Consider the following 24,828-nt stretch of genomic DNA (forward strand, 5'->3'; position numbering starts at 1 on the left):
CGAGGGGTGACCTAACTGTCGTGCTGGGGTGTGTCAGGAGTCGCCGGAGGTGAGGGCGGTGTACTCGGCGGCGGTCAGCAGCTCGGAGGTGTCGCCGTCGGCACGGACCTGGAACAGCCACCCGTCTCCGTACGGGTCGCTGTTGACCAGCGACGGGTCGTCGGAGACGACGTCGTTGACGGCGGTGATCTGGCCGGTGACCGGACTGAAGATGTCGTTCACCGACTTGGTGGACTCGACCTCGCCGACCGACTCGCCCGCCGTGACATTGGCCCCGACCTCGGGCATCTGCACGTACACCACGTCACCGAGCTGTCCGGCGGCGAACGCCGTGACGCCGATGGTCACCAGGTCGCCGTCTTCGAGGCCGGAGACCCACTCGTGCTCCTTGGTGTACTGGAGCTCCTCGGGAACCTCGCTCACTTCTTCCTCCTGTAGAAAGGCAGATCAACAACTTCGACGGGCTCGTGTCCGCCGCGGATGTCGACGGCCAGCTCTGCCGGCGCGTCGGCGTCCACGTAGGCCATGGCGATCGGCCGCCCGAGCGTCTGCGAGGGAGCTCCGCTGGTCACCTCGCCCACGACGGACCCGTCCTCCCGCAGCACCACCGGATAGCCGTGCCGGGGCACCCGGCGGCCCGTGGCCACCAGGCCGACCAGGCGGCGTCGGGGCGGGGTGTCGCGCGCGCGTTCGAGCGCGGCCCTGCCGATGAAATCGCCTGGCTTGTCAAACTTCACCACACGGCCGAGGCCCGCGTCGAAGGGGGTGAGCGAATGCGACAACTCATTGCCGTAAAGGGGCATACCGGCTTCGAGGCGGAGGGTGTCGCGGGCGGACAGCCCGGCGGGGCGCAGGCCGTACGGCTCGCCCGCCTTGGTCAGCGCGTACCACAGCGCCACGGCGTCGGTGGTGGGCACGAACAGCTCGAAACCATCCTCGCCGGTGTATCCGGTGCGCGCGATCAGCACCTCGATCCCGGCGACCGTCCCGGGCAGGCCCGCGTAGTACTTGAGCCCGGCCAGGTCGGCGCCGGTGAGGGTGCTGAGGATCTCCTGGGCGCGCGGGCCCTGGATCGCGATCAGCCCGATCGAGGCGGAGCGGTCCTGGACCTGGGCGTCGAACCCGGCGGAGCGCTCGGTCAGCTCGGCGGCGACCCGTTCGTAGTTGGAGGCGTTGGCGACGACCATGAAGGTCTCGTCGCCGAGGCGGTAGACGATGAGGTCGTCGAGGATGCCGCCGTCGGCGGCGCAGATCATGGTGTATCGGGCGCGGCCCGGGACGAGCGCGGAGAGATGGCCGACCAGGGCGTGGTCGAGGGCGTCACCGGCCCGCGCGCCGGTCACGTAGATCTCCCCCATGTGCGACAGGTCGAACAGGCCGGCCGCCGTGCGGACCGCGTTGTGCTCGGCGGACTCGCTGCCGTAGCGCAACGGCATGAGCCAGCCGGCGAAGTCGGTCAGCGTGGCACCGAGGTTCTCGTGGACTTCGCGCAATGGCGTGGGTCGGGACATGTGCGCAGCACCTCAGAGGAGTCGGATGTGAGCATCCTCCCCCTCTGTCACCTGTGCCTGAGAGTTTCGCCCGGGTTCTTAACCGGACTTTCACCTTCGGCGAGACCGTGGCGGAGACTCCGCCCGGGCTGCTTTCCAGAGGTCGCCCTACCCGGTCGGTCCTTTGCCTTGAGAGGTTCGCGGGGAGGGCTTGCTCCTTCAGGGGCCCTGGCCGGCTGCCAGGACGCTCTCCCGCCGGGATCGTCAGCGACGCGCGCCAGCCTATCAAGACCGGCGGCGGTCTAGGGGCCCGAGACGCGGCCGGGCCGCGATCCGCCGATCGTGACAGTGGTCTCCATCGGGCGGCGGCCGGACGCGGTGGCCGGGGCCAGTACGGCGAAGCCGCGGAAGACCAGGTCACGGGTGGCCCAGACGTGGTCGGGCGACGGGGTCCGGGGGGCGGCGCGGGTGAATCCGGCGCGGGTGAGCGCCAGCCTCTCGGCGGGAGCGGTGCTGCCGAGGTCTCCGGCGATCACGGCGGGGCGCCCGCCGTGCCAGGCGGTGGGCAGCGCGCCGATCGGGGGGCCGTTCCCCTCGCGGTGGGCGGTGGTCAGGCGGAGCGGGCGCCCGCCGTCCAGGGTGACGGTGCCGGTGGCGTAGGACAGCGCCGCGTACGGCGGGCCGCCCGCCCGCCGTTCGGTGAGCGGCACCCGCGCCAGGATCAGGTCGCCGGTCCGCCGGTCGGCCGCCGGGGCCCAGATCCGGGTGGCCGGGCCGAGCCGCCGGGTCAGCCATTCGGCCAGGTCCACGCCGCCGCCGGGCAGGCCCCTGGCGACCGCCTGGAGCAGCACCACGTCGGGGTCGCGTTCCTCGATCACCCGGGCGATGGCCTCGGGGTCCACGGCCGGGGCGGGGCCGTGGTGGACGTTCCAGGAGAGCAGTTTGAGCTGGCCGCGCGGCGGCTTGGCGGCGGGGGAGGGGGTGGTGACCAGTGCGATCACCGGGGCGAGCAGCGCCAGGGCGCATCCGCCCGCGAGGTGGAACTCGTGCGCGACCATGCCGCGCGGCGCACGCCGGGCGCGCCCGGCCCCGGCCGCCAGCGTCAGCGCCGCCGTGGCGGCGAGCGGCCACAGCAGGGCGGGCAGGCCGTCCGGAGTCTCGTGCTGGCAGGGCAGCACGGTCAGCGCGTAGCCCAGGCCCGCGCCGAGCCCCGCCGCGCCGACGCCCTCGCGCCCCGTGCCGGTGAGCGCGCGGGCGAGGAGCACCGCCGCGCAGAGCTGGGCCGCGCCCAGGGCCACCAGGACGGCGGGCCCGTCGAGGAGCGACGCGGCGGCGAGCGAGACGCCGAGGGCCGCCCCCGCGCCCCACAGGACGCCGCGCCGTCCGAACGCCGCCGTGTGCCCGGCCTCCCCGGCCACGACGACGGCGAACAGCGCGCCGACGATCAGCGTCCCGGCCGCGACCGGCAGCGGCAGCCCGGACCGGGCGGCGGCGAACGCCGGATCGCCAAGGGCGAGCGCCGTCAGGCCGAGGAACGGCCCGGCGACCCAGGCGCGCGGCCCGGCCTGGAGTGTTCCGCCCGGAGCCCGCCAGGTGAGGGCGAGCGCCGCCGCGCACAGCAGGCCGGTGACCAGCCACGCGGGCCATCCCGGCTGCCAGACCACGTCCCAGGTGGAGAAGAGCGACCGGACGGCCACGTCGAGCGCGATCCCGGTCGGCAGCCCGGCCGCCCCGGCCCCGCCGTCGGCCCTGGCGACCGCGATCACCAGGGCGATCAGCGCGAGCGCGGTGGCCGCCGGCCCGAGCGCGTACGGCGGGCCGGGGAACGCCTGGAGCGCCAGCCGTGCCGCGACCAGGGCGGCCACCGAGACGATGCTCGCCCTGGCCGCCCGGTCTCCGGCGGCCCGCACGAGCGGCCAGGCCAGCGCCGGGGCGGTGAACACCAGCAGCGCCACCGCCACCACGCCCGGCGTCCCGCCTGGGGCCGAGGCGATCAGCGGGCCGCTGAGCCGGAGCAGCTCCAGCGTCAGCACGGTGAGGACCGCGATCGCCGGACCCGACGACCCGGGGGGACGGATACGCATGAATGGCACCTTAAGCCCCATACGACACTAAAGGCGACAAATGGGGCATATCGCCCTTTGGGATGACTCCCCTCCCAGGTTGACCGACCGCCCGGCCCTCCGCAACGCGTTCCGGCGCACGGCCCGCGACGACTACGCGGCCCCGAACGGGTTGTCGATGACGTAACGTCGGCGGCCGTCCGCGCCGCGCCTGGCCAGGTCGGCCGGCGTCCCGCCGATGTCCACGGTGACGCCGACGGGCGTGGTGCCGCTGATCGACCAGTCCACGAGGAGCGGCGCGATCTCGTCCGCGACGTAGGCGGCCACGATGTCATGAGTATTCATGACAAAATGGTCATATCACTGAAACATCCTGCTCATCGAGCGGATTGGTGGTGATCCGCTCCGTGAAGCCCGTCGCGAAGAACTCCGCGGCCAGGCTGCCGGGCTTGCGCCGGGCCTGGTCGGAGAAGCAGGCCAGGAACTCCCTGGAGATCCCGAGGCGGGGGTGGCCGGCCAGCACCTCGGCGCGGAACCCGGCGGGGAACGCCTCCGGATGGCGGCCCGAGATGTCCAGCGCGGTGGACAGCTCCAGCAGGTGGCCCTCCGGGTCCTCGGCGACGTCCACCTCCGCCCACATGTGCCGCACGATGACCTCGGAGACGCGCTTCCGCCGCTCGGGCGGCCAGCCCGCCCCGGCCGCGAACGCCCAGGCGACGTGCCCGCCCGCCTCCTCGAACGGCACCGTGTGGGCGTCGAACTCCGGCACCAGCCCGATGTCGTGCAGCATCGCGGCCACGTAGAGCAGCTCGGCGTCGAACGCGACGCCGTTCGCGCCCGCGTATCCGGCGGCCCACAGGTAGGAGCGCACCGAGTGGTTCAGCAGCGCGGGCGGGCAGTACGCGGCGGCCACCTCGTGGGCGGCCCGCGCGGCGGCGGTCGCCGGGATCTCGATATCGGCCAGTCTCATCACGTAACCCTCTCGGACGGCGTTATGACGATCTTCACAGGGACTCCCCGGGCCGTCGCTAGACGCGTTCGGCGAAGCGGTCGCGGTACTGCCCCGGCGAGACGCCCAGCGTGCGCCGGAAGCAGCGGTACATGGTCTCCGGGGTGCCGAAGCCGCAGTCGCGCGCGATCCGCTCGACCGTCGCGTCGGTGGTCTCCAGCAGCCGCCTGGCGGTCTCCACCCGTGTGGCCTCCACGTAGGCGGCGGGCGTGCTCCCGACCTCGGTGGCGAACACCCGGGTGAACGTCCGCTCGCTCATCCCGGCCCGCGCCGCGAGCCGCGGCACGGTCAGCCGCTCGGCCAGGTTGTCGGCGATCCACGCCTGGACCTCCCGCAGCGGCTGCCGGGCCGGGCGCTGCGCGGCGAGCTGGACGCTGAACTGGGCCTGGGAGCCCGGCCGCTGGACGAACATGACGAGCTGCCTGGCCACCTTCCTGGCGACCTCGGGGCCGAGGTCGTCCTCGACCATGGCGAGCGCCAGGTCCATGCCGGCGGTGATCCCGGCCGAGGTCCACACGTGGCCGTCCCTGATGAAGATCGGGTCGGGATCGACGGCGACCAGGGGGTAGGCGGAGGCCAGGGTGCCGCAATCCTCCCAGTGGGTGACGACGCGCCTGCCGTTCAGCAGCCCGGCCTCGGCCAGCAGGAACGCGCCCCCGCACACTGACGCGACCCGCCGCGAACGGCCCGCCGCGTCGCGCAGCCAGCCGACCAGCTTGTGGTCGTGCCGCGCCTGCTGCCGGCCCGTGCCTCCCACGACGACGAGCGTGTCGATCGGGCCCAGGCAGTCGCCGATGGCGCCTACGGGGCCGACGGCCAGGCCGCCGCTGGACGGCACCGGCCCAGGCTCGGCGGCCACCGTCTCGATCACGTAGCCGCCCGCCTGGACGAACAGCTCGTGCGGCCCGGTCAGATCCAGCATCTGGAACCCGGGGAAGACCACGAACACGACTCGTCGGACGCTCATCCCCCAAGACTTCCGGGTGCGGGGCCTTGGCGGCAAGGACATGAATATGACGTTTTCCGCCAATCTGCGGTAGATCAGCGCGGGGCGCGGAACACCCGGCTGCGGCCCCTGAACTCGGCGATGACCTCGTCGCCTCGGTGCACGGTGACGTCGTAGACGCCGCTGTTGCCGTACCGGGTGCGCTCCTCGGCCAGCGCGCGGAGCAGGTCGCCCTCCCGCGCCGGGCGGACGAACGTGATGTCGGCGCCGGCCGCCACGGTCACCGGGCCGCGGCTGTTGCAGGCCAGCGCGAAAGCGGTGTCGGCCAGCAGGAAGACGTAGCCGCCGTGCGCGACGCCGTGCCCGTTGACCATCGCGGGCGTCACGCGCATCCACGCCTCCGCGCGCCCGTCGTCCGCCGCGCGCAGCTCGATGCCGAGCGCGCGCGAGGCCCGGTCGGCCGCGAACATGTCGTGTGCCTGGTTCATCGCCCCGCCTCGCCGCCGCCTCCGCACCGATCTCCCCAGCGTAAGATCACGGGCGCGCCGGGGGAACGCCGGGGAGGGCGGGAACGCTCCACCTGCTCACGGTTCGACGAGCCCGGCCCGGATGGCGTAGCGGGTCAGGTCCAGCCGGTCGCGCATGCCGAGCTTGGCCAGGATGTTGGCCCGGTGCCGGTCCACCGTCTTGACGCTGATCACCAGTGTCTCGGCGATCTCCTTGGCCGAGTTGCCCTCCGCGATCAGCTTGACGATCTCCTCCTCGCGCGGCGTCAGCACGCTCTCCGGGATCCGCTCGCCGTGCCTGACCCGGCGCAGGTAGTCGCGAACCAGGGCGGTGACGGCCCCCGGGTAAAGGAACGGCTCGCCGCGCATCGCCGCCCGGCACGCCTCCAGCAGGTCCCGGTCGGCGACCGACTTCAGCACGTATCCGGACGCCCCCGCCTTGAGGGACTCGAAGAAGTACTGCTCGTTGTCGTACATCGACAGGATCAGGATGCGGACCGAAGGCGCGCGCCTGGAGATCTCGCGCGCCGCCTGGATCCCGGTCATCCGGGGCATCGCGATGTCCAGGACGGCCAGGTCCACCTCGCCGCCGGTGGCCGCCTCGACGGCCTCGGCGCCGTTGGCCGCCTCGGCGACCACGGTGAGGTCGGGCTCGGCGTCCAGGATCAGGCGCAGGCCGCGCCGTACCAGGGCGTGATCGTCGGCCAGTAGGATCCTCGTGGGGATGGGCTCGTCTGCCACGGTCAGCTCCGCTCTGCGGGGTCTGCGAGGGCCCGGGCGGGCACCACCAGCCGGACATCGGTGCCCTCGCCCGGCGGGGACGTCACGGTCAGGCGGGCGCCGATCAGCAGGGCGCGCTCCCGCATGCCGCGGACGCCCGCGCCGTCCGGCCTGGCCCCGCCGCGCCCGTCGTCGGTGACCCGCAGCACCAGCCCGCCGGCCTCCGCCCGCAGTGACAGCCGCACGTGGCCCGCCTGCGCGTGGCGGGCCACATTGGTCAGCCCTTCCTGGGCGATCCTGTACAAGACGAGTTCCACCTCGTCGCTCATCTCCGGAAGGTCCGGGTCGATCGTCCGGGTCACCTCGACCCCGCCCGCCTCGGCCAGGTCGTTGGTGAGCGCGCTCAGCGCGCTCTGCAGGCCAAGGTCCTCCAGCACGCCCGGCCGCAGCCGCCGGGCGACCTGGCGCACCTCGTCCAGGCTGCCCCGGACCGTCTCCTGCACGGCCAGCAGCTCCGGCCGCAACTCCGCCGGGGCGCGGCCCAGCGTGTGCTTCAGGCTCAGCAGGACCACCGTGAGGCTCTGCCCGATCTCGTCGTGCAGCTCCCTGGCGATGCGCTTGCGCTCGCCCTCCTGCGCGGCCAGCGCGTGCGCGCTGCTCGCGCTGCGCTCGGCCTCCAGCCGGTCGAGCATCCCGTTGAAGGTGTCGATCAGGCGGGTGAGGTCGCCGTTGCCGCTGTCGGTGAGACGGTCTCCGGCGCGCAGCAGATCGACCCGCTCCATCAGCGTGGTGAGCGCGTCCAGCGGTGCCAGGCTACGGCGCAGCAGCAGCGCGTTGGCCCCGAGGATCAGGGCCAGCCCGACGATCAGGATGGGCACCTCGGCCAGCAGCACGGGCGAGGACACCGTCGCGGGGGACACGGCGAGCGTGAGGGTCCCCAGCGCGAAGACCAGCCCGTTGATCACGAACACCCGGCGGAACAGCGCCTGCGCCGGTCGTGCCCCACGCTCCCCACCTCCCCGCGTTCGGTCCGTTTCGGATGTACCGTCGCGGGGGACGTGTGCGCCACCTCTCGTTCCGCGCGTACCGTTGCCGGGGGTGTCCGCGCCGCCTCCGCCGCCCCCGCCCTCCGCGTCGCTCATCAACCCAGCCTCTTCGTAGCGGCCCCCGGTTGTCCATACGGGCCTGACCCCATCAATTCGCCTTTTCTCTACACGTTCTACCCAGGCCGGTATGGGTGCTGGACCCAATGGCGGCGGGCGGCGATTCCGGGACAGACTGGGGCCACGGACACTTTACGCAGTTGGGAGGCGTAGGGGCCGTGAGCGCCGCCGGGCCGGGGTCGGGTGCCCCGCCGTGCGCGGCCCGCCGTACAGGACGGTCCCGGCGGGCCCGAGGCGACCACGACCGGCGGCCGCCCCGTGCGGCGCCGGGTGCGCCTGCTCGAAGTGGCCGCCCTGATGGCCAGACTGCACAGCCCGCTCGTCGCCGTCGTGGACACCGACGGCGTACTGGTCGGCGCGATCCCCCTGGAGCGCCTGCTCACCAGCCTGGCGATCAGCGGCAGCGGCGGCTGACCCCGCCCCCGAAGCACGACTTACCAGATACGGGCCGGATCCGCGGCCCGTGACCTTTCAGCGCGCGCATTTCCGGAGGTCCTCGTGTACCGCTTCGCCGCGCGGTCGTCCTCATCAGACGGCCGAACGCCTCACACTCATGCCCATGCATTCGCCCATGCCCGCGCTCGTGCTTCGAGCCGCGCCGCTCACGGCGCCGTGACGGACCGGACCGGACCGCCAGGGCCGGGCCGTTGACCGCGTTCGCCTCACTCGGCATCTTCCTGGTCGCCTTCTTCTACATCGCGACCGAGAAGGTGGACAAGGTAAAGGTCGTCCTCATCGCGGCGGGCGCGATGGCGGTCCTCGGGCTCATCCCGGGCGCCCAGGTGTTCTTCTCAGAACACGCGGGCATCGACTGGAACGTCATCTTCCTGCTCTTCGGGATGATGGTGATCGTCGGGGTGATCAAGCAGACCGGACTGTTCGACTATCTGGCCATCTGGGCGGCGAAGAAGTCCCAGGGCCGGCCGTACCGGCTGATGGTCATGCTGATGGCGATCACCGCCGTGGCGTCGCCGTTCCTGGACAACGTCACGACGATCATGCTGGTCGCCCCGGTGACGGTGATGGTCTGCGACCGGCTCAAGATCCCGGCGCAGCCGTACCTGATCGCCGAGGTGCTGGCCTCCAACATCGGCGGCGCCGCTACGCTGATCGGCGACCCTCCCAACATCATCATCGGCAGCCGGGCCGGGCTCACGTTCAACGACTTCCTGGTGCACATGGCCCCGGCCGTCGTGGTCATCTTCACCGTGTTCGTGCTGCTCAGCCGGGTGCTGTTCCGCGATTCGTTCATCTACAACCCCGAGCGGGTGGCGGCCGTGATGGCGCTCCAGGAGAAGCGGGCCATCACCGACCCCCGGCTCCTGCTCCGGTGCCTGTTGGTGCTGGGCGGGGTGATCGTGGGCTTCGGCCTGCACTCGGTGTTCCACATCGAGCCGTCGATCATCGCCCTGGTCGGGGCGGGGGTCATGATCCTGGTGGCCCGCACCGAGGTCTCCGACGTGCTGCGCGAGGTCGAGTGGCCCACGCTGGTCTTCTTCATGGGCCTGTTCGTGTTGGTCGCGGGGCTGGTGCACACCGGCGTCATCGAGACCATCGGCACCTGGGTCATCCAGGCGCTCGGCGACGACTACTTCCTGGCGGCCACCGCGCTGCTGTTCGGTTCCACCGTGCTGGGGGCGTTCTTCGACAACATCCCATATGTCGCCGCGATGGCCCCGATCGTGGAGGGCCTGGTCGCGCAGGTCCCGGACGCGAACACCGGGCAGGCGCTGTGGTGGGCGTTCGCCTTCGGCGCCGACTTCGGCGGCAACGGCACCGCCGTGGCGGCCAGCGCGAACGTGGTCGCGATCGGCATCGCCGCCAGGACCGGCCACCGGATCAGCTTCTGGCAGTTCACCAAGTACGGAATCGTGGTCACGGCGATCAGCGCCCTGCTCGCGTGGGGTTACATCTGGCTGCGCTACTTCATGATCTGACCACTCCGCTGGGGGAGAAGCGCCCCCGGGCCCATCTCGCTCGGGCCCGGGGGTCTTTCCTGCGGGCGTCGCGCCCCCGCGTACTGGCGACGCCGGCTCGTCGGGCAGGCGGTGACGGCGGTTCCCCGATCCCGGCGGTCCGGCGCGCCGCATGCCGCTCCTCGTCTCCCGTAGATCGCAGTGACGGGCGTCCGGGTGGCGTGTGTGTCGGCCACTCGCCAGAATGCGAGTGCGGAGCGCCGGTGCGCCGGCCTCCGCCGACAGCTTGGGCCGTGGCCCGCGGCGGGGACAAGGCTCGGCGCCGGTCCGCTCTGGTCTGATCTGTCCACACAGGTCAGCACCCGTTCGGCGGCGGCCGGGCCGGTCCCGCGGCCGGCCGATCACGACCGGAGGAGCGGCGAGCACCGATGAAGTCCGACGAGTCACCCGACCCGTGGCGGGCGGGAACCCCGGCCGAGTTCGTGGCGGAGATGCGACGGCTGCGGGCGTATTCCGGCCAGACCTTCCGGCAACTTGAGCGCAAGGCCGAGGCCGCGGGCGACGTCCTCCCGCACAGCACCCTGGTGGCCGCTCTCCACCGGGACCGCCTCCCCCGCGAGGAACTCCTCCGCGCCTTCACCCGCGCCTGCGGCTGCTCCCCGGAGGCCGCCGTTCACTGGATGGAGGCCCGCCGCCACCTCGCCGTGGCCGCCGTCACCCCACCCCCCTCCACCGCCGCCTGGGGTGGCGCCCGGCCGGTCGGCCGCTCCGCCGCAACCGGCCCCACGGCGGACGGCGCCGCCCGTGGCCGACCCACGGGCGGCGGCGTGGCCGGCCTGCCGCCGATGAACGCGGCCGGTGGCCCGGCCACCGCGGAGCCCGGTGACGGCCGGGGCGTGGACATGGATACGGCGGGGAGCGGCCTGCGGCCGGGGCCAGGCGGCGGCGTGGACGGCCTGCTGTCGGGGCCTGCGGTCGGCGGCCCGGCCGCCGCTGGGGCTGGTGGCGGCGACGCGGGTGCCGCCGGTAGTGGCGTGCGGGGCGGCGGGGCGATGCCTGAGGGCCTACCTGCTGTGGGCCGTGGCGCGGGTACAGGGGGCACCCGAAGTGGTGCGACGCGTGACGCGAACGGCGACGGCGAGGTGGGGGACCGCGATGTGCTGGACGCTCACGAGGGGGTGAGAGCCGGGTGGGGGGCCCGGGATGCGGGGAAGGTGTGGCGGTTCCTGCTCGGTGAGCGGGGGAGGCAGGGAGTGCTCGTGGCGATCGGGCTCTCCGTGCTGATGGCGTTGGGGGGAAGTTCCGTCGGGGCGACACCGATGGAAGGCCTCCCGGAGACGGGCGGGTGTGTCCGCACGCTCGTCCAAGGCGCCACAGGTCCCTGCGTGCAGGAGCTGCAGGCCCAGTTACGCCGGCGCGGTTTCGACCTGCCCGCCGACTCCTGGTACGGCCCTCTCACCGAGATGCGCGTCATGGCCTTCCAGGCGTACGCCGGGCTCACCTCGTCGGGGATCACCGATCGGGAGACCTGGGACGCGTTGCGATCGCCGCGCCCCCTGCACATCCCGCGCTGGTCGGCGGTCAAGGTCGAGTCCCGGATCAGGGAGGTTTTCGCCCGCGACGCGCAGAAGGCCGTGGAACTGGCCAGGTGCCTTTCCAGCGGCGACCACATGTGGGTGCAGAAGGGAGAGGAGCCGGGGGCCCGCCGCTGGGGGGTGTTCCAGTTCACCGACCTGGAGCTGTTCCGCGCCCGTGTCATGTACGCGCAGGCCCTGGACCCGGAGTGGAACATCCAGGCGGCCCACGCCGTGTGGCGGCGCACCGGCGACTTCCGGCACTGGAAGTGCCGCCCGGGACCGCTCCCCACGCAGGGCTACGGCATGCTCTGACCGCAACCGGCCACAGCGATTTTGATGGTTTCAGGATAATTTGCCGCATTTAGCGATATCTCTGGTAACCACCATGCGTGACGCCAGGAAATGGCGGCCGGTGACCCCCATTATGTATGGGCCTTTCTGACGAAGAATCGTTAATGCCGGTTGCTGGTGGAGTTGGAGCTTTCCGCCGTACCCCCACTTAGAATCGCGGTGCCGTCGGCCGATGGTTCTCCTTCCCTCCCACTGCCTCCGGGCGAGAGCGGCCGGTCGTCGGCGGCTGCATGACGCATGCCAACTGCGGACGACCATCGAGGACGACAATCGATGACCAACAGCATTGAGGACATCCGCCTTCGCAGAGACCGGATGGAGAGGCAGTTCGAGAAGGTCACACAGGAGGGGTGGTTACCCGTCCTGCCGCCGGAGCCGTTGTCCCGGCTGCACCACGCGCGGGCCAGGATGGCCGAGGCCGCGAACGGACCGCTGGGCATCGGGGTGCTCGGGGCCTACAACGCCGGCAAGTCCACCCTGCTGAGCCGCTTGCTCGGGGTCGACGGTCTGCTTCCGGCAGGGAACGTTCCAACAACCGGGAACGTCACCGCGCTGCGGCTGACGCCCGGCGAGGGGACCGGCACCGACCTCGGGAGCGCGCTCGCGGACGTGACGTTCCTGACGCAGGGCGAGGTGCTGGACTGCAAGAAGCACCTCATCGGCGAGATCGCCGCGCACGCCGCGAGGATCGGACGCCCGGCCGACGAGGTCACCGAGGCGGAGTGGCTCGCCGCCAACATCGACACCGCGCCGCTGGAGCGTTTCCAGCGGTGGTGCGACCGAGCATGGGGCAGCAGCGACGCCAACGACCCCGCGCTGCGGCTGGAGATCAAGGAGGTCATCGACCTCGTCCAGGCCGAGCAGATCGGCGGGCGCCTGATCGGCCGGGACGCGCGCATCGGGGTGTCGGTGCCGTGGAACGTCGTACGGCAGGCGTCCACCCTCGGCACGCTCCCCCCGATCGCGCGGATGCCGGTGCCCCGCGTGGTCCCGGGCAGCGCGCTGACCAAGGAGACGGTGCACACCGAGACCGCGCTGCGCAGTGTGCTCGCGCTGATCCACCGGATCACCGTCGAGGTCGAGGTGCCCCCGGCGGTCTGGCCGCTGGACGGCCTGCGCAGCCCCAACGACATCCTGCTGCTGGACTTCCCCGGCCTCGGATCGAGCCACTCCGGGCTGCGGGACAAGTTCCTGGCCAGGCGGGAGCTGGCCGACATCGCGACAGTGCTGATCGTGGTCGATGCCCGGGACCCCTACCGGGGCGAGGCCCTGGACATCAAGGCGGAGTACCTCGGCGGAGTGGAGCAGGCCCAGGACCGCACCGAGAGCGTGCTGTTCGCGGCGGCCCAGTTCGACCGGCTCGACCCGCCGTCCCACGATCTGCTGCGCGACGCCGGCGGCCTGACCGAGAGCCACCTGCTGGCCCGCAATGACCAGGTGCGCAGCGTGATCAACCTGGCCGAGGCCCTGGTCAGCGTGAGCCACCCGGAGCGGATCGTGTTCACCAGCGCCCGCTACGGCATGCCCGCAGGGGGCGAGGGCTCTCCGGGGCGCGACGCGTGGATCGCCGTCGCCGACCGGCTGGCCATCGGCAGCCCGGGGCTCCTGCACCGGGCGCTGGCCGACGTCACCGCCGACGGCGGCGCGGACCGGCTGCGCGGCCTGATCGAGACGCACGTGCGCGAGCACGGCCTGGCGCAGCGGGCCGCCCTGGTCCGTCAGCGCGAGGCCGACTTCCGGGGCGCGCTGCGCGGGCTGATCGACGCGCTGGGGGACGGCGCCGCCGTGCCCGACCCGCTCTCCGGTTCCCGCCTGTCGCTGGGCAAGGTGCTCGGCGAGGTGAACAGCGAGCTGGCCAAGATCATCGAAGGGGTCCGCACCGAGCTGACCGACATCGACCAGCCGCTCGACCCCGCGCCGACCGGCGGGGTGAGCGCGGGTACGCTGACGCCGCGCAGGTTCATCGAGGAGCTGGCCGCTGACAAGGTCGCCCAGTGGGCGCTCTGGACGGACCTGCTGGAGGCCCTGGAGGGCCAGTACCTGCCGGACGGCCGGCCCGACCTGCCCAACACCACGGCGGTGTTCCGGGCGGAGTTCGACGCCGCCGTCGCCGAGCTGGACCGGCACGTGAGCCTGGTGGCGGGCCGGGTCACCCGGGCCTGGATCAACCGGGCGCAGCGCCGGATGGAACCCCTGGACGCGGTGCTGACCGAGCAACTGGGCCCGGCGGCAGAACGGCTCGGCGGGCGGGCCGACGTCCACGCGCTGGCCAGGGCCGTCGATCTGTCGTGGGTCGAGCCGACGCTCGACCAGGACGGCGACATCACCGCCGACGCCCCACCCGCCGCCGGGTTCCCGCTGGCCGAGGCCGACGGCGCCGACGGCCGGTGGCTGCCCTGGCATCCGAGGTTCCCGATCGGGCTGGACAGCGACTACGACCCCGGCGGGCGCAGCAGCCACCATCAGGCCCGGCTGATGCTGATGCGCCGCGAGCTGGTCAACGCGCTCACCCAGACCGGTGTGACGCGTCTGCGCGTCGTGCTCCAGCGGCGCGGCCGGAGCATCAGGGACCACCTGCAGAAGATCATCAAGGCCACTCCCGGGCGCGGCGCCGCGTCCTCGGAGCTGGTGGACGTCGTGTACGGCCAGGTGGTGGGGCACCGGCCGGCGGACCTCGCCACCGAGATCGAGGCGATGCTCCAGGAGCACCACGGCACGGGCAACGGGGCCGGCGGCTGGAAGCCGGAGGGCACGGCGAACTGGAAGAAGATGGGGGCGGCGCTGTGAGCGACCGTTTGGACTTTCGGCCGCACCGGCGGCAGATCGCGCAGGCGGACCGGCACAGCGGGTTCGTGGCGATCGACTTCGGCACCACGAACACCACGATGACCCTGTACGACCGCAACCTGACCGAGCGCCTGCCGCTGCCCGCCGCGCAGCACCTGGCGCTGGTCGAGGCGCTGTCCTCGCTGCTCGCCGACGGGCTCCCGGCCGCCGACCGCCTGCCGGAGCGCCACGCCGCCGAGTGGCAGGCGCTGCTGGCCGAGATCGCGGTGGACCAGGTCGGCCGTCCCGACGTGACCGCGCTGGTGGCCATGCTCACCGCGACCACCAGCGCGAACCCGGCCGGGCTGCACGGGCTGATCCGCGACCTGGACCGCCGCAGCGCGACCTGCAGCGAGCCGGTGCGCCGGTGGCTGCGCTACCGCCTGCACCGCTGCCACGAGGCGGCGTTCACCACGCCCGCGCTCAAGCAGCGCTTCCTGCACGTCGTCACCTTCGACGACATGGAGCGCAGCGAGGTAGTCAGCCGGGTCGAGGTGCGCGACGAGGACCCGCTGTCGGTGGTGCTGCACCGCTTCGCCGCCGGGGCGGAGAAGCCGCCGCTCGAAGTGCTCAACCTCAAGCACCTGGTGACCCGGACGCCGCCCGCCGACTTCATCGACCAGGACGGCCGGCGGATCAAGACCAAGGGCATGCTCGCCGCGGTCGTGGACTTCCTCCTGGAGCGCGGCGACACGTTCGTCAAGCGCGGTCGTCCGGCGTTCGGGCCCGGCCTGCTCGACCACATCGTCTTGACATATCCGACGATGGCGCCGCCCGATGTGCGCCGCGTGCTGCGCTCCACGGTCCGCGACATCCTCGGCGTCACGCTCGTGGACACCGACTACGACGAGGCCATCGCCGCCGCGCTGTTCTTCCTGATGCGCGACCTCGGGCCGCACTACGGCTCCGGCCTGGAGGCGCTGCGCGCCCGCTACCGCCCGGTGCGGCGCAAGTCGCGGGGGGAGGGCGAGCTGGCCGTCGTGCCCGGCGAGTTCGAGGAGAACGTGCTGGTCATCGATGTCGGCGGCGGCACCACCGACATCGCGCTGGTGCGGTTCCGGCTGGAGGACCGCACCGAACGGCTCGGCGTGCCGCCACAGCCGTACACGGGGCGCGACTACGGCATCGTGCCGACCCTGCGCGGCAGCAGCGGCAAGTCCCAGCGCGGCGGCAACTTCCTGACCCTGCGGGTGTTCCACTGGCTGAAGGCCGCCATCGCGGACCTGGTCCTGCGCTCCGCGGCCATCTCCACCTCCGAGGTGACCCGGCAGTGGTCCACCCGCGTGGTCGGCGACCTGCGCAAGGACCTGCGCGACGAGTCGGGCTACCTGCCCGGCTCCCTGCTGACCCGGACGCTGGCGGTGCTCCGCCAGGGCACGGCCGGGCCGCACGCCGAGGACTCCATCGGCGACCGGGAACTGGCCGAGGACGTCGAGCGGGTCGTGCCGACGCACTACCGCCCGGAGGAGCCCCTCGACAAGGAGTCGGAGATCCGGGCGCACAACACCTTCCAGCGCCTGTGGGGCATGGCCGAGCAGGTCAAGCTGACCCTGAACGAGCAGGGCACGATGGTCCTCGACGACCTGGCCATCCGCCCGGTGGTGGACCTGGTGTTCGGGCGCAAGAACGCGGCCAAGCCCGAGATCTTCGAAGGGCTGGAGCTGTCCCAGGAGATCCTGCACGACATCACCAGGCCGATGCTCGTGGAGATCGCCGACCTGGCCTTCGGGCTGGCCAAGGCGAGGCTGGACGGCCCCGACGACCGGCTCGACCGGATCCTGCTCACCGGCAAGGCGAGCATGACCCCGCTGCTGCAGACCGTGATCAGGGCGCGGTTCGCCGAGCGCGAGGGCGTCGCGGCGTTCGAGTCGGTGGAGATCGTCGGGGAGAAGCGGTTCGCCAAGAACGCCGCCTCCATCGGCGCGGCCTGGGCGGCGATGGTTCGTGGTTACCACCTGTCGGACGACGAGGTCCGCGACGTCGTCGCGCACGGCGGCACCGACGTGGACATCGACATCGACAACCTGTTCAGGAACCTGCCCTACCGGCTGATCCGCGGCGGCACCGGCGACCACAACGCCCTGCTGTTCCGGGCGGGGGCGGAGTTCCCCCGCAGGAAGGGCGGGCGGGCCTGGCTGCGCAGCGGCCACCGGCGGCTGCGCGACGGCTTCACGGTGCTGCGCGTGGTCGAGGGCGGCACCAACCAGGAGTGGGGCACCTTCAAGTACGAGGCGCTGCTGTCCGACGCCGAGAAGGACCCGTCGAGCGGTTACCGGCGCACGCCGGGGGTGTGGCCCGAGCAGATCTGGGCGCAGGTGGAGGTGGACGACCAGCAGGACCTGCGGCTGCACCTGTGGCGCGGGACCCAGCCCAGCCACGAGGTCGGCGACAAGCGGGCCACGGGCGTGCTCGACGTGGCGGCGCGGCTGCTGGTCCAGGACGTCGCCTTCGACCTGGCCAAGGTCGCGGGGCGGATCAGCGTGAACAAGGCCGCGGGCACCGACGACGGCGGCGGCTCGCGGGTCTTCACCCCGCCCGCCCCCGGCCCGTCCGGCGAAGTGGCCTGGCACCGGTTCGTGGACGACGGGGGCGCGGAGCTCGACGGGATCATCGCCGCCCGGCCGCTGCCCGACCCGCCGCGCAACGGCAACTGGACGTTCTACCTGGACGAGGACGGCCGGACCCTGGAGCTGGGCAACGTCACCGCCCCCGCCGACGCCTCCTTCGGGTCGTACTGGGCGACCCTGGACGAGAAGGGTGTCCTGCGGGTCCACCCCGACCAGCCGCCGTACTGGGCGGCCCGCGACGTGGCCGAGGTGGAGGACCAGTCCGGCAGGGTCCTCACCCTGCCCATCTCGGTGGCCAGGCAGAGCGAGATCGACCCGGACGATCCCTACAACGGAAGGCAGTGATGGGCCTCTCCCACGAGGAGTCGGTGCGTCTCGTCGGCGAGATGGAGACGCTGCTGGCCACGCGCGGCTCCCAGGCGGCGGAGAACCTGCGCGAGGCCCTGGTGACGGCGGTCGAGCGGCTCAACGAGGCCGAGGTCGCGGCGCTGCGGCGCCGCGACCCCGACCCGGGGGCGGAGCACGGCCGGGCGGTCCACGGGCTGATCCTCCGGCTGCTCCATCAGCAGGTGGACGGCCCGCCGCCGCCCGTGCGGCAGGAGGAACCCGAGGCCGGGGAGCCGGGGCGGGAACCGGAGGAGCCGCGGTTCGAGGAGCCGGAGCGCGAAGCGGACGAGGGGAGTCCGGCCGGGATCGGCCCCGCGCCGCGCTCCCGGCGCGAGGCGGTGCCGGGGGCGCTGGCCGTCCGGTTGGACAAGCTGTACCACGACGTGCGCCGGGCCTGCTGGCAGGCGGACCGGCGAGACCAGGACGACGACCCGCGGGCGCTGCGCGAGGAGGAGCACGCCGACCGCTGGCAGCAGGTCAACATGATGCTGCTGCGGATGTCCACCGAGCGCGCCGCCCCGTACGCCGAGCGGGCCGACGAGATCGCCGGGGTCGCGGCCGCGTCCCCCGGTGCGGCACGGGTGATCCGGCGACCGCCGCCCCCGATAGCCGGGCGGTCCAAGGTGCTGCTGCGCGGCTGGCCCGCGCTCGGCGTGCCGACGGTCACCACCGACCCCGAGGGCGACATCCACCCCGCGCTCCCGCCGACCGGCGACGACAGGTACGCGATCCGGATGACCCGGCTCGCGTCGCTGGTGCTGACCGTCGCCGACCACGATCCCGGCCTGTACTGGTATCGCGAGCTGGAGAAACCCGAACCCCTGCACGGGCAGCGCGCCGACTACCAGGACCTGCTGGCGTCGGCCCTCATCGAGGCGGAGCGCGCCGACTGTCTCCCCTACCGGCGTCTCTTCCTGCTGGCGAGCGTGGACACCCTGCTCTCCTCGGTGGTGCACGGGCCGCCCGCCACGCGGCCGAGCTGGTGGGACGACCTGCGGGAGAACTCCTTCCAGGTGGTCGTCGACGCCGGTCGGCAGGTCACCGACCACAAGATCGTCGTCGAGCGGTACACCATGATCCATCAGCTCGGCGAGAACGATGAGATCGTCTATGCCGCCGTCCCCAAGGAGTCGGACTACTCGCGCCGCGACGTGCTCGCCTGCCTGCGGCTGGAGATCGACGTGGACGGACGGATCGAGCAGCCCACCAAGGTGCTACTGCGGAACGCCTACTGACTCCCATACGGGCCGGTCGCCGACCGGTCCGCGCCGGAAGGAGGTCCGGGTATGTCACTTTTCCGGACGAAACGGTGGATCCTACCGGCCGTCCTCGCGCTGACGCTGGCGGTCTGCGCCGGTCCGGCGGCGGCCCTGGCCGCCGCCGGGCGGGACGTCCCCCAAGCCACCGTGCAGGAGGTCCTGGCCCGGCTCGACGTCGGCTCGCTGCCCGCCGACTACGCGGTCCTGCTCGACACCTCGGGCTCCATGCAGGAACGGGGCGGCCCCGACCTGTACCGCGACGCCCGCGCCGGGCTCGCGCCGCTCCTGGACGCGCTCGACCCCAAGGACCGCCTCACGCTGATCAACTTCGACTCCGCGCCGAGGATCAACTTCACCGGCTCGGGCGCGGGGGCCGACGCCCTCGACCGGCTCCCCGCCCGTGCCACCGGTGACAACACCGACCTGGGCGCGGCGATCAAGGCCGCCGTGGACGCGCTGGACGAGACCGGCGTCACCGACCCGGCCACCGTCCTGCTGCTGACCGACGGCGAGCACGACCCCGCGCCCGGCTCGCGCTACGGCCCGGACACCGCGTCCTGGGTTCCCGGGCTGCGGGCCGACGCCGACCGGATCGCCGAGCGGCGGTCCGTGCGCGGCTACGCGCTGCCGCTGGCCGAGCGGACCGACGCGCGCCTGCTCACCGAGGTCTTCGGCGACGCCACCGTGGTCAACCTGCCGCGCGCGCAGCTCCGCGAGTACCTGGACGACATCAAGGACCGCGTCCGCGTCGACAAGGCGGCCGGATACCTGCGCGGCGACCGGCTCGCGGTGGAGGTCCGGCTGCCCAGGCAGGTCACCGTCCCGGCGGAGGGGGCCGACATCGTCGCCGAGCTGACCTCGGCCGCCGGGCGCGTGCCGCTGCACGTGTCCGGGCTCACGCTCACCGTGGACGGCGTGCCGGGACGGCTCGTCGCCGACCCCGTGGACCTCGCGCCCAAGGCCACCGCCAAGGTCAGGTTCCGGGCCGCCGCGCCGCAGGCGTGGAGCTGGGGGTTCGGCACCAGCGAGCGCGTCGTCCCCGGCCGGGCGCGCCTGACCGGGACCGTCGAGTCGCCCTGGTCCCAGGTGATGACCCGGGACCTGCGGTTGCCCTTCAAGCCGCCGAAGGCGGAGGCCGAGACCCGCTCGCGCGTGGTGACCACCGCCGGCGTGCCGCTCTGGTGGTTCGGGGCGGCGCTGCTGCTCCTGCTGCTGCTCGCCGCGCTGCTCAGATATCTGGCGATGCGCAGGTGGGTGACCATGAACGACGAGCTGGAGGTCGCGCCCGCCGACGGCCCGCCCGACGAACTCCGCCTGATCGGCCGCAGGGTCCGCCTGCCACGCGGGGGAAGGCCCGAGGGCCTGACCGGGCAGGTGGACGTCCGGGCCCAGCGGCAGGCCAGGCTCGGCCGGTCGGGCACCGAGCGCGTGCTGTACCTGAGCTACCTTCGCGCGGGCCGTACCGAGCACGCGCGACTCCGTCCTGGGCAGTCGGCCACCCTGCACGGGGACACCCGTTTCACCCACGTCGATCGCTCGGGCCCCTGACCGGGGACGGGCGGAACCGAAAGGCGTCACGTGCGTTCTTCTCTCGTAGTCGGCCTCGGCGGCACCGGAAGCCAGGCCGTGGTGCACCTCAAGAGGCGTCTGTACACCCATGAGCAGTGGCGGCGGCTGGACGGCGGCGGGGGGCCCCTGGCCCCGGCCACCGACGTGGTCCTGCGCGCGGTGGACGTGGACAACTCCCGCCCGCACGCCGGGCTCGTCAGCCTGGACGGCAACAACGAGGACATCGCCCTGGCCGCCGAGGTGGCCCCCGTCATCCGGCGGCTGAAGGACTGGCGGCCGGGCGAGCAGCCGCCGCCCAGCCCGATCGCGGCGTGGTTCAAGCCGGACGACGCCCGCCACATCAAGGAGTCGCAGACCACCGCGTTCATGACCAACGGGGCGGGACAGATCAGGGCGTTCGGCCGGATCGCCTTCTTCCAGGACATGATCGGCGACAAGCGGGCCAGGCAGGGGCTGTCCTCCGCGTTCGACGCGATCAGCCAGAGCCACGGTGAGCTGGACATCTACGTCGTCACCTCGGTCGCGGGCGGCACCGGCGCGGGGCTGGTCATCGACACGCTGGCCTGGCTGCAGAAGGAGGGCCGCGACCGCGACCTGAACTTCCGCACCACCCTGTTCTGCGTAATGCCCGCCGCGTTCAAGGGCACCCTCAGCGACCTGACCTTCCAGGCGGGCGAGGCGAACGGCTTCGCCACGCTGCGGGAGCTGGACCGCCTGATCAAGGCCGAACAGCCGGTGAAGTTCACCTGGTCGGTCAACGACAGCCACGTGATGGAGGAGGCGCCGGTCAGCCAGATCTACCTGCTGGACGGCACGCGCCAGACCAGCAGCGCCCGCCGGCTGCGCGGCTACCGCGCCGACCAGGTGTGCCCGGTGGCCATCGCCGACGCCATCTACGCCCAGTTGCTGCCCGGCCCCCAGGCGGGCCGGATCAGCCGCCAGGTCAACGAGGTCGCCTACACCAAGGCGGAGAACGACCTGTACTCCACGTTCGGCATCTACGTCGTGGAGTACGCCTGGCAGCCGCTGGTCAGCGGGCTGACCGTGCAGGCCGCCGCCCGGTTCACCGCCGACCTGCTCGGCCCGGCCCCGGCGACCATCGGGGAGACCGTGGACCGCTTCCTCAGCGGCACACTCGACGGGGCCACCGGGGTGCCCCGCCTGGTCGGCCGCGAACTGGGCGGCGGGGTCCAGCGGCGGGCCGCGCCGCGCTGGCTGGAGCCCGCCGAGGGCGCGGTGCCGTTCCCGCCGGTCCCGGTGCTGGCCGAGCCGTACCAGGACGTCAAGGCGTTCCGCACCAAGCACGTCAACGCCGACGTGGACGCCGACGTCACCTCGCGGACGGCCCGCTTCCTGGGCACCGCGACCGGCACACAGCGGCAGTTCTATCCGGCCGCCGAGCGCAACGTGGAACTCGCCCGCGTCCAGTGGCGCGAGTCCCTGTACGCGGCGGTCGGGCTGCTGCTGAGCGGCGGGCCCGGCGGGGCGAACGCCGCCGTGGCTTTCCTGACCGGGGTGGGCGGCCGGATCCGCCAGTACGAGGAGGACCTGCAGCGCAGCCCCGCTCCGGAGCCGGGGGCCAAGCGCGGGCTGGCCGAGCAGGAGCGCCAGACGCTGCTGGCCGCGCACAAGTCCGGCCGCAAGCAGCTCCGCTACCTGGCGGCGCAGCAGGACGCCTTGGACGCGCTGGTCGAGCGGGACTGCTGGGAGCGGGCCACGCGACTGCTGGGCTACCTGGGCCGCACCGTGGCCGCCGCGGTCGCCGAGCTGACCAGGCTGCGCGACGTACTGGAGGAGACCGGGCGCGTCTTCGAGGCCGACTCCCAGGCCATCGCGGGTGACCGGGGCGAACTCGACGCCGCGCCGCTGCGGCGCGTGGTCCCGCCGTCCACGCCGGAGATCACCGACCGCTTCTACGCCGAGTGCGTCGGCCCGCAGGCGCAGGGGGAGACCCTGCCGGTACGGCTGGCCGAGCGCCGCCGCGCGCTGACCTGGTCGCTGCGCCCCGGAACCGGCGACCAGGTGCGGCTGCACGTCGGCGAGGGCGGCGGGCCCGAGCGGGAGGCCGGGCCGGCCGAGGTCGCCCGTGCGATCCGCGGCTGCATCGGGCGGCTGTTCGACCCGCTGCGGCACAAGTCGGTCTTCGAGATCCTGGAGACCTCGGGGGAGTCGCCGGACAAGCTGGCCGAGGAGTTCGAGGAGGGCGGCGGCCTGCTGGCCAACTACGACCGGGCCAGGCACTTCGACATCCAGCGCGAGTCGCAGTCCGCGCCGCAGCTCAGCGCCTACGTCTACGCCGACGTACCGGCCGAGGGGCGCGGCCACGAGCTGGGTACGCAGTTCGAGGGCCGCCTGTCCCGGCACGGCATCCGGGTGCTGCCGATCGCCAAGCCCGGCGAGGAGACCGAGTACCCCACCACGGACAAGATCCTCTACTTCGCGGTGCAGCACCGCCTGGTCCTGCCCGCGTTCACCAGCGTGGAACGGCTGCGCCCCTCCTACGACTCCCGGCGCGGCGGCACGATCTCCCCGCACGTGCTGATCGAGGAGAAGGGCGCGGCCCGGATCGAGGACCGCGCCAAGGAACTGGCCGAGGAGGGCGTCCTCGCCGAGCCGATGGGAGACCTGAAGGAGACCGCGCTCAGCCTGTGCGCGGACGTCGAGCTGCTGCGCTGCACGGCGATCGCCTACGCGCACAGCCGCCTGGAGTTCCGCAGGAACGCCGACAACGTCGGCGGCCGGTGGTACGCCCTGTTCCCGGGGCGCACCGACGTGCCGTTCGGCCGGAGCCGCGACCTGGCGCAGTCGTTGGAGCCGCTGTCCCTGGCTCGCACGCCCAGGGACGCGGCCACCGCCGCCGAGCTGAAGCGCCTGGCCGCCGAACTGGCCGAGCAGTACGACGACCCGGCCGCCACCACGAGGGACTTCTTCGCCGCGGGCCCGCCCGGCGAGCCGACGCCGGGCATCGCCCCGTGGCTGTGGACGGTGCTGACCGTCGCGTCCCACATCGATCCCGGCTAGCGCGCCGCCGAGGCGGCGGCCACGAGCGCGGCGAACAGCGAGGGGTCCTCGCCGCGCTCGGGATGCCACTGCACGGCGATCGTGAACGGGTGCTCCTCCAGTTCGACGGCCTCCACCGACCCGTCGTCGGCGTAGGCGGAGGCCGTCAGGCCGGCGGCGAGGTCGGCGACGGCCTGGTGGTGGTAGTGGTGGACGTCGCCCGGCGAGACGATCTTCGAGACCAGCGTGCCGGGGATCGGGTACACCGGCATGACGCCGAAGCTCCCCGGCGCGGGCGCGTGGCGGGTGTGACCGACCACGTCGGGCAGATGCTGGCACAGCGTGCCGCCCAGCGCCACGTTGAGGACCTGCAGGCCCCGGCAGATCCCCAGGTAAGGCAGGCGCGCCCGCAGGGCCGCGCGGGTCAGCGCCAGCTCGGCCTCGTCGCGGAACGCGCGGACGGCGGTGGTGCGCGGGTGGAGCGGCCTGCCGTATCGGACGGGGTCGATGTCGCCGCCTCCCGCCACGATCAGGCCGTCCAGCCGGTCGATCAGCGACTCGGCCGCGCCCGAGGGCGGGATGACGACCGGCACGCCGCCCGCCCGCTCCACGTGCTCGACGTATTCGTACGGCAGGACGGCGCTGCGCAGGTCCCACGCGCCGAACGCCGCCTGCTCGACGTAACAGGTGATGCCGATGACCGGCCCGTGCGTCACAGCGGCGTCACGTACGCGCCGGAGATGCCGCCGTCCACCAGGAACTCGGAGGCGGTGATGAACGAGGAGTCGTCGGAGGCCAGGAAAGCCGCCGCCGCGGCGATCTCCCACGCCTCGGCGAACCGGCCGAGCGGCACGTGCACCAGACGGCGCGCGGCCCGTTCGGGGTCCTTGGCGAACAGCTCGCGCAGCAGCGGGGTGTTGACCGGCCCCGGGCACAGCGCGTTGACCCGGATGCCCTCGCGGGCGAACTGCACGCCCAGCTCCCGCGACATGGCCAGCACCCCGCCCTTGGAGGCGGTGTAGGAGATCTGGCTGGTCGCCGACCCCATCACGGCCACGAAGGAGGCGGTGTTGATGATCGAGCCCTTGCCCTGCCGCCGCATATAAGGGATCGCGTACTTGCAGCACAGGTAGACGCTGGTCAGGTTGACCTCCTGGACCCGGCGCCAGGCGTCGACGCCCGTGGTGAGGATCGAGTCGTCCTCGGGCGGGGAGATCCCCGCGTTGTTGAACGCGATGTCCACGCTGCCGTAGGTGTCGAACGCGGTCTGGAAGAGCCGGGCCACGTCCGCCTCGTCGCTCACGTCGGCCCGGACGAACAGGCCGTCCACCTCGGCGGCGGCCTGGGCGCCCGCGGTCTCGTCCACGTCGGCGCACACGACCTTGGCGCCCTCCTGGGCGAAGCGGTGCGCGGTGGCGAGGCCGATGCCGCCGCCCGCGCCGGTGATGACCGCCACGCGGTCCTGCAGTCTCTCCATGG

The 24,828-nt window shown here is 72.9% G+C and carries 19 protein-coding genes and 1 riboswitch; of the genes, 8 read left to right on the top strand and 11 right to left on the bottom strand.

Annotated elements, in window-relative coordinates; translation table 11 throughout:
- Nucleotides 1–33: 33 nt before the first annotated feature.
- From gcvH to P3X83_RS08490, 9 genes are all read right to left on the bottom strand, one after another.
- Nucleotides 34–423, bottom strand: coding sequence for a glycine cleavage system protein GcvH (gene gcvH, locus P3X83_RS08450; protein ID WP_277304318.1), 390 nt, complete (start codon nt 421–423; stop codon nt 34–36).
- A complete protein-coding gene (gene gcvT, locus P3X83_RS08455) occupies nt 420–1,511 on the bottom strand; it encodes a glycine cleavage system aminomethyltransferase GcvT (RefSeq protein WP_277304319.1) in 1,092 nt (363 codons plus the stop codon). Before gcvT ends, gcvH begins: the two co-directional genes overlap by 4 nt.
- A 146-nt stretch (nt 1,512–1,657) precedes the next feature.
- Nucleotides 1,658–1,755, bottom strand: a riboswitch (glycine riboswitch).
- 37 nt (nt 1,756–1,792) lie between these two features.
- Nucleotides 1,793–3,574 (bottom strand): endonuclease/exonuclease/phosphatase family protein, encoded by a 1,782-nt coding sequence (locus P3X83_RS08460; protein WP_277304320.1) that lies wholly within the window; start codon nt 3,572–3,574, stop codon nt 1,793–1,795.
- A gap of 132 nt (nt 3,575–3,706) precedes the next feature.
- Entirely contained in the window at nt 3,707–3,898 is a 192-nt protein-coding gene (locus P3X83_RS08465) for a hypothetical protein (RefSeq protein WP_277304321.1), read from the bottom strand.
- A gap of 10 nt (nt 3,899–3,908) precedes the next feature.
- Nucleotides 3,909–4,523, bottom strand: a complete 615-nt coding sequence (locus P3X83_RS08470; protein WP_277304322.1) for an HD domain-containing protein — start codon at nt 4,521–4,523, stop codon at nt 3,909–3,911.
- A 58-nt stretch (nt 4,524–4,581) separates the two neighbouring features.
- Nucleotides 4,582–5,529 (bottom strand): GlxA family transcriptional regulator, encoded by a 948-nt coding sequence (locus P3X83_RS08475; RefSeq protein WP_277304323.1) that lies wholly within the window; start codon nt 5,527–5,529, stop codon nt 4,582–4,584.
- A 74-nt stretch (nt 5,530–5,603) separates the two neighbouring features.
- Nucleotides 5,604–5,996, bottom strand: a complete 393-nt coding sequence (paaI, locus tag P3X83_RS08480) for a hydroxyphenylacetyl-CoA thioesterase PaaI (RefSeq protein ID WP_277304324.1) — start codon at nt 5,994–5,996, stop codon at nt 5,604–5,606.
- A 96-nt stretch (nt 5,997–6,092) separates the two neighbouring features.
- The gene (locus P3X83_RS08485) at nt 6,093–6,755 is read right to left on the bottom strand and encodes a response regulator transcription factor (protein ID WP_277304325.1); all 663 of its coding nucleotides are present in this window, start codon (nt 6,753–6,755) and stop codon (nt 6,093–6,095) included.
- Nucleotides 6,756–6,757: 2 nt separating this feature from the next.
- On the bottom strand, nt 6,758–7,705 hold the full coding sequence (locus tag P3X83_RS08490) for a sensor histidine kinase (protein WP_277304326.1): 948 nt from the start codon (nt 7,703–7,705) through the stop codon (nt 6,758–6,760).
- 375 nt (nt 7,706–8,080) lie between these two features.
- On the opposite strand from P3X83_RS08490, the gene P3X83_RS08495 reads away from it, so the two are divergent.
- From P3X83_RS08495 to P3X83_RS08530, 8 genes are all read left to right on the top strand, one after another.
- Nucleotides 8,081–8,311, top strand: coding sequence for a hypothetical protein (locus P3X83_RS08495; protein WP_277304327.1), 231 nt, complete (start codon nt 8,081–8,083; stop codon nt 8,309–8,311).
- Between the two features lie 233 nt (nt 8,312–8,544).
- Entirely contained in the window at nt 8,545–9,834 is a 1,290-nt protein-coding gene (locus tag P3X83_RS08500; RefSeq protein WP_277304328.1) for an ArsB/NhaD family transporter, read from the top strand.
- 407 nt (nt 9,835–10,241) lie between these two features.
- Entirely contained in the window at nt 10,242–11,702 is a 1,461-nt protein-coding gene (locus P3X83_RS08505) for a peptidoglycan-binding domain-containing protein (protein ID WP_277304329.1), read from the top strand.
- A 312-nt stretch (nt 11,703–12,014) separates the two neighbouring features.
- On the top strand, nt 12,015–14,528 hold the full coding sequence (locus tag P3X83_RS08510; RefSeq protein ID WP_277304330.1) for a dynamin family protein: 2,514 nt from the start codon (nt 12,015–12,017) through the stop codon (nt 14,526–14,528).
- Nucleotides 14,525–17,479, top strand: coding sequence for a hypothetical protein (locus tag P3X83_RS08515; RefSeq protein WP_277304331.1), 2,955 nt, complete (start codon nt 14,525–14,527; stop codon nt 17,477–17,479). Before P3X83_RS08510 ends, P3X83_RS08515 begins: the two co-directional genes overlap by 4 nt.
- Nucleotides 17,479–18,756, top strand: coding sequence for a hypothetical protein (locus P3X83_RS08520; protein ID WP_277304332.1), 1,278 nt, complete (start codon nt 17,479–17,481; stop codon nt 18,754–18,756). The genes P3X83_RS08515 and P3X83_RS08520 overlap by 1 nt, the downstream gene beginning before the upstream one ends.
- Nucleotides 18,757–18,807: 51 nt before the next feature.
- Nucleotides 18,808–20,328 (top strand): vWA domain-containing protein, encoded by a 1,521-nt coding sequence (locus P3X83_RS08525; protein ID WP_277304333.1) that lies wholly within the window; start codon nt 18,808–18,810, stop codon nt 20,326–20,328.
- Between the two features lie 30 nt (nt 20,329–20,358).
- The gene (locus P3X83_RS08530) at nt 20,359–23,370 is read left to right on the top strand and encodes a tubulin-like doman-containing protein (RefSeq protein WP_277304334.1); all 3,012 of its coding nucleotides are present in this window, start codon (nt 20,359–20,361) and stop codon (nt 23,368–23,370) included.
- On the opposite strand, the gene P3X83_RS08535 is transcribed toward P3X83_RS08530, so the two are convergent.
- Nucleotides 23,367–24,065, bottom strand: a complete 699-nt coding sequence (locus P3X83_RS08535; protein WP_277304335.1) for a gamma-glutamyl-gamma-aminobutyrate hydrolase family protein — start codon at nt 24,063–24,065, stop codon at nt 23,367–23,369. The two genes, P3X83_RS08530 and P3X83_RS08535, sit on opposite strands and share 4 nt — an antisense overlap.
- Complete coding sequence (locus tag P3X83_RS08540) at nt 24,062–24,826, bottom strand: 3-oxoacyl-ACP reductase (RefSeq protein WP_277304336.1); 765 nt, start codon at nt 24,824–24,826, stop codon at nt 24,062–24,064. Before P3X83_RS08540 ends, P3X83_RS08535 begins: the two co-directional genes overlap by 4 nt.
- Nucleotides 24,827–24,828: the final 2 nt, after the last annotated feature.

The organism is Spongiactinospora sp. TRM90649 (assembly GCF_029382225.1).
Lineage (GTDB): Bacteria > Actinomycetota > Actinomycetes > Streptosporangiales > Streptosporangiaceae > Spongiactinospora.

What these genes read in the sequence shown, in the direction of transcription:
- P3X83_RS08470 (WP_277304322.1), bottom strand. Translation starts at nt 4,523, where the DNA reads ATGAGACTGGCCGATATCGAGATCCCGGCGACCGCCGCCGCGCGGGCC.
- P3X83_RS08510 (WP_277304330.1), top strand. Translation starts at nt 12,015, where the DNA reads ATGACCAACAGCATTGAGGACATCCGCCTTCGCAGAGACCGGATGGAG.
- P3X83_RS08465 (WP_277304321.1), bottom strand. Translation starts at nt 3,898, where the DNA reads ATGAATACTCATGACATCGTGGCCGCCTACGTCGCGGACGAGATCGCG.
- P3X83_RS08540 (WP_277304336.1), bottom strand. Translation starts at nt 24,826, where the DNA reads ATGGAGAGACTGCAGGACCGCGTGGCGGTCATCACCGGCGCGGGCGGC.
- P3X83_RS08520 (WP_277304332.1), top strand. Translation starts at nt 17,479, where the DNA reads ATGGGCCTCTCCCACGAGGAGTCGGTGCGTCTCGTCGGCGAGATGGAG.
- P3X83_RS08505 (WP_277304329.1), top strand. Translation starts at nt 10,242, where the DNA reads ATGAAGTCCGACGAGTCACCCGACCCGTGGCGGGCGGGAACCCCGGCC.
- P3X83_RS08525 (WP_277304333.1), top strand. Translation starts at nt 18,808, where the DNA reads ATGTCACTTTTCCGGACGAAACGGTGGATCCTACCGGCCGTCCTCGCG.
- paaI (WP_277304324.1), bottom strand. Translation starts at nt 5,996, where the DNA reads ATGAACCAGGCACACGACATGTTCGCGGCCGACCGGGCCTCGCGCGCG.
- gcvT (WP_277304319.1), bottom strand. Translation starts at nt 1,511, where the DNA reads ATGTCCCGACCCACGCCATTGCGCGAAGTCCACGAGAACCTCGGTGCC.
- P3X83_RS08460 (WP_277304320.1), bottom strand. Translation starts at nt 3,574, where the DNA reads ATGCGTATCCGTCCCCCCGGGTCGTCGGGTCCGGCGATCGCGGTCCTC.
- P3X83_RS08475 (WP_277304323.1), bottom strand. Translation starts at nt 5,529, where the DNA reads ATGAGCGTCCGACGAGTCGTGTTCGTGGTCTTCCCCGGGTTCCAGATG.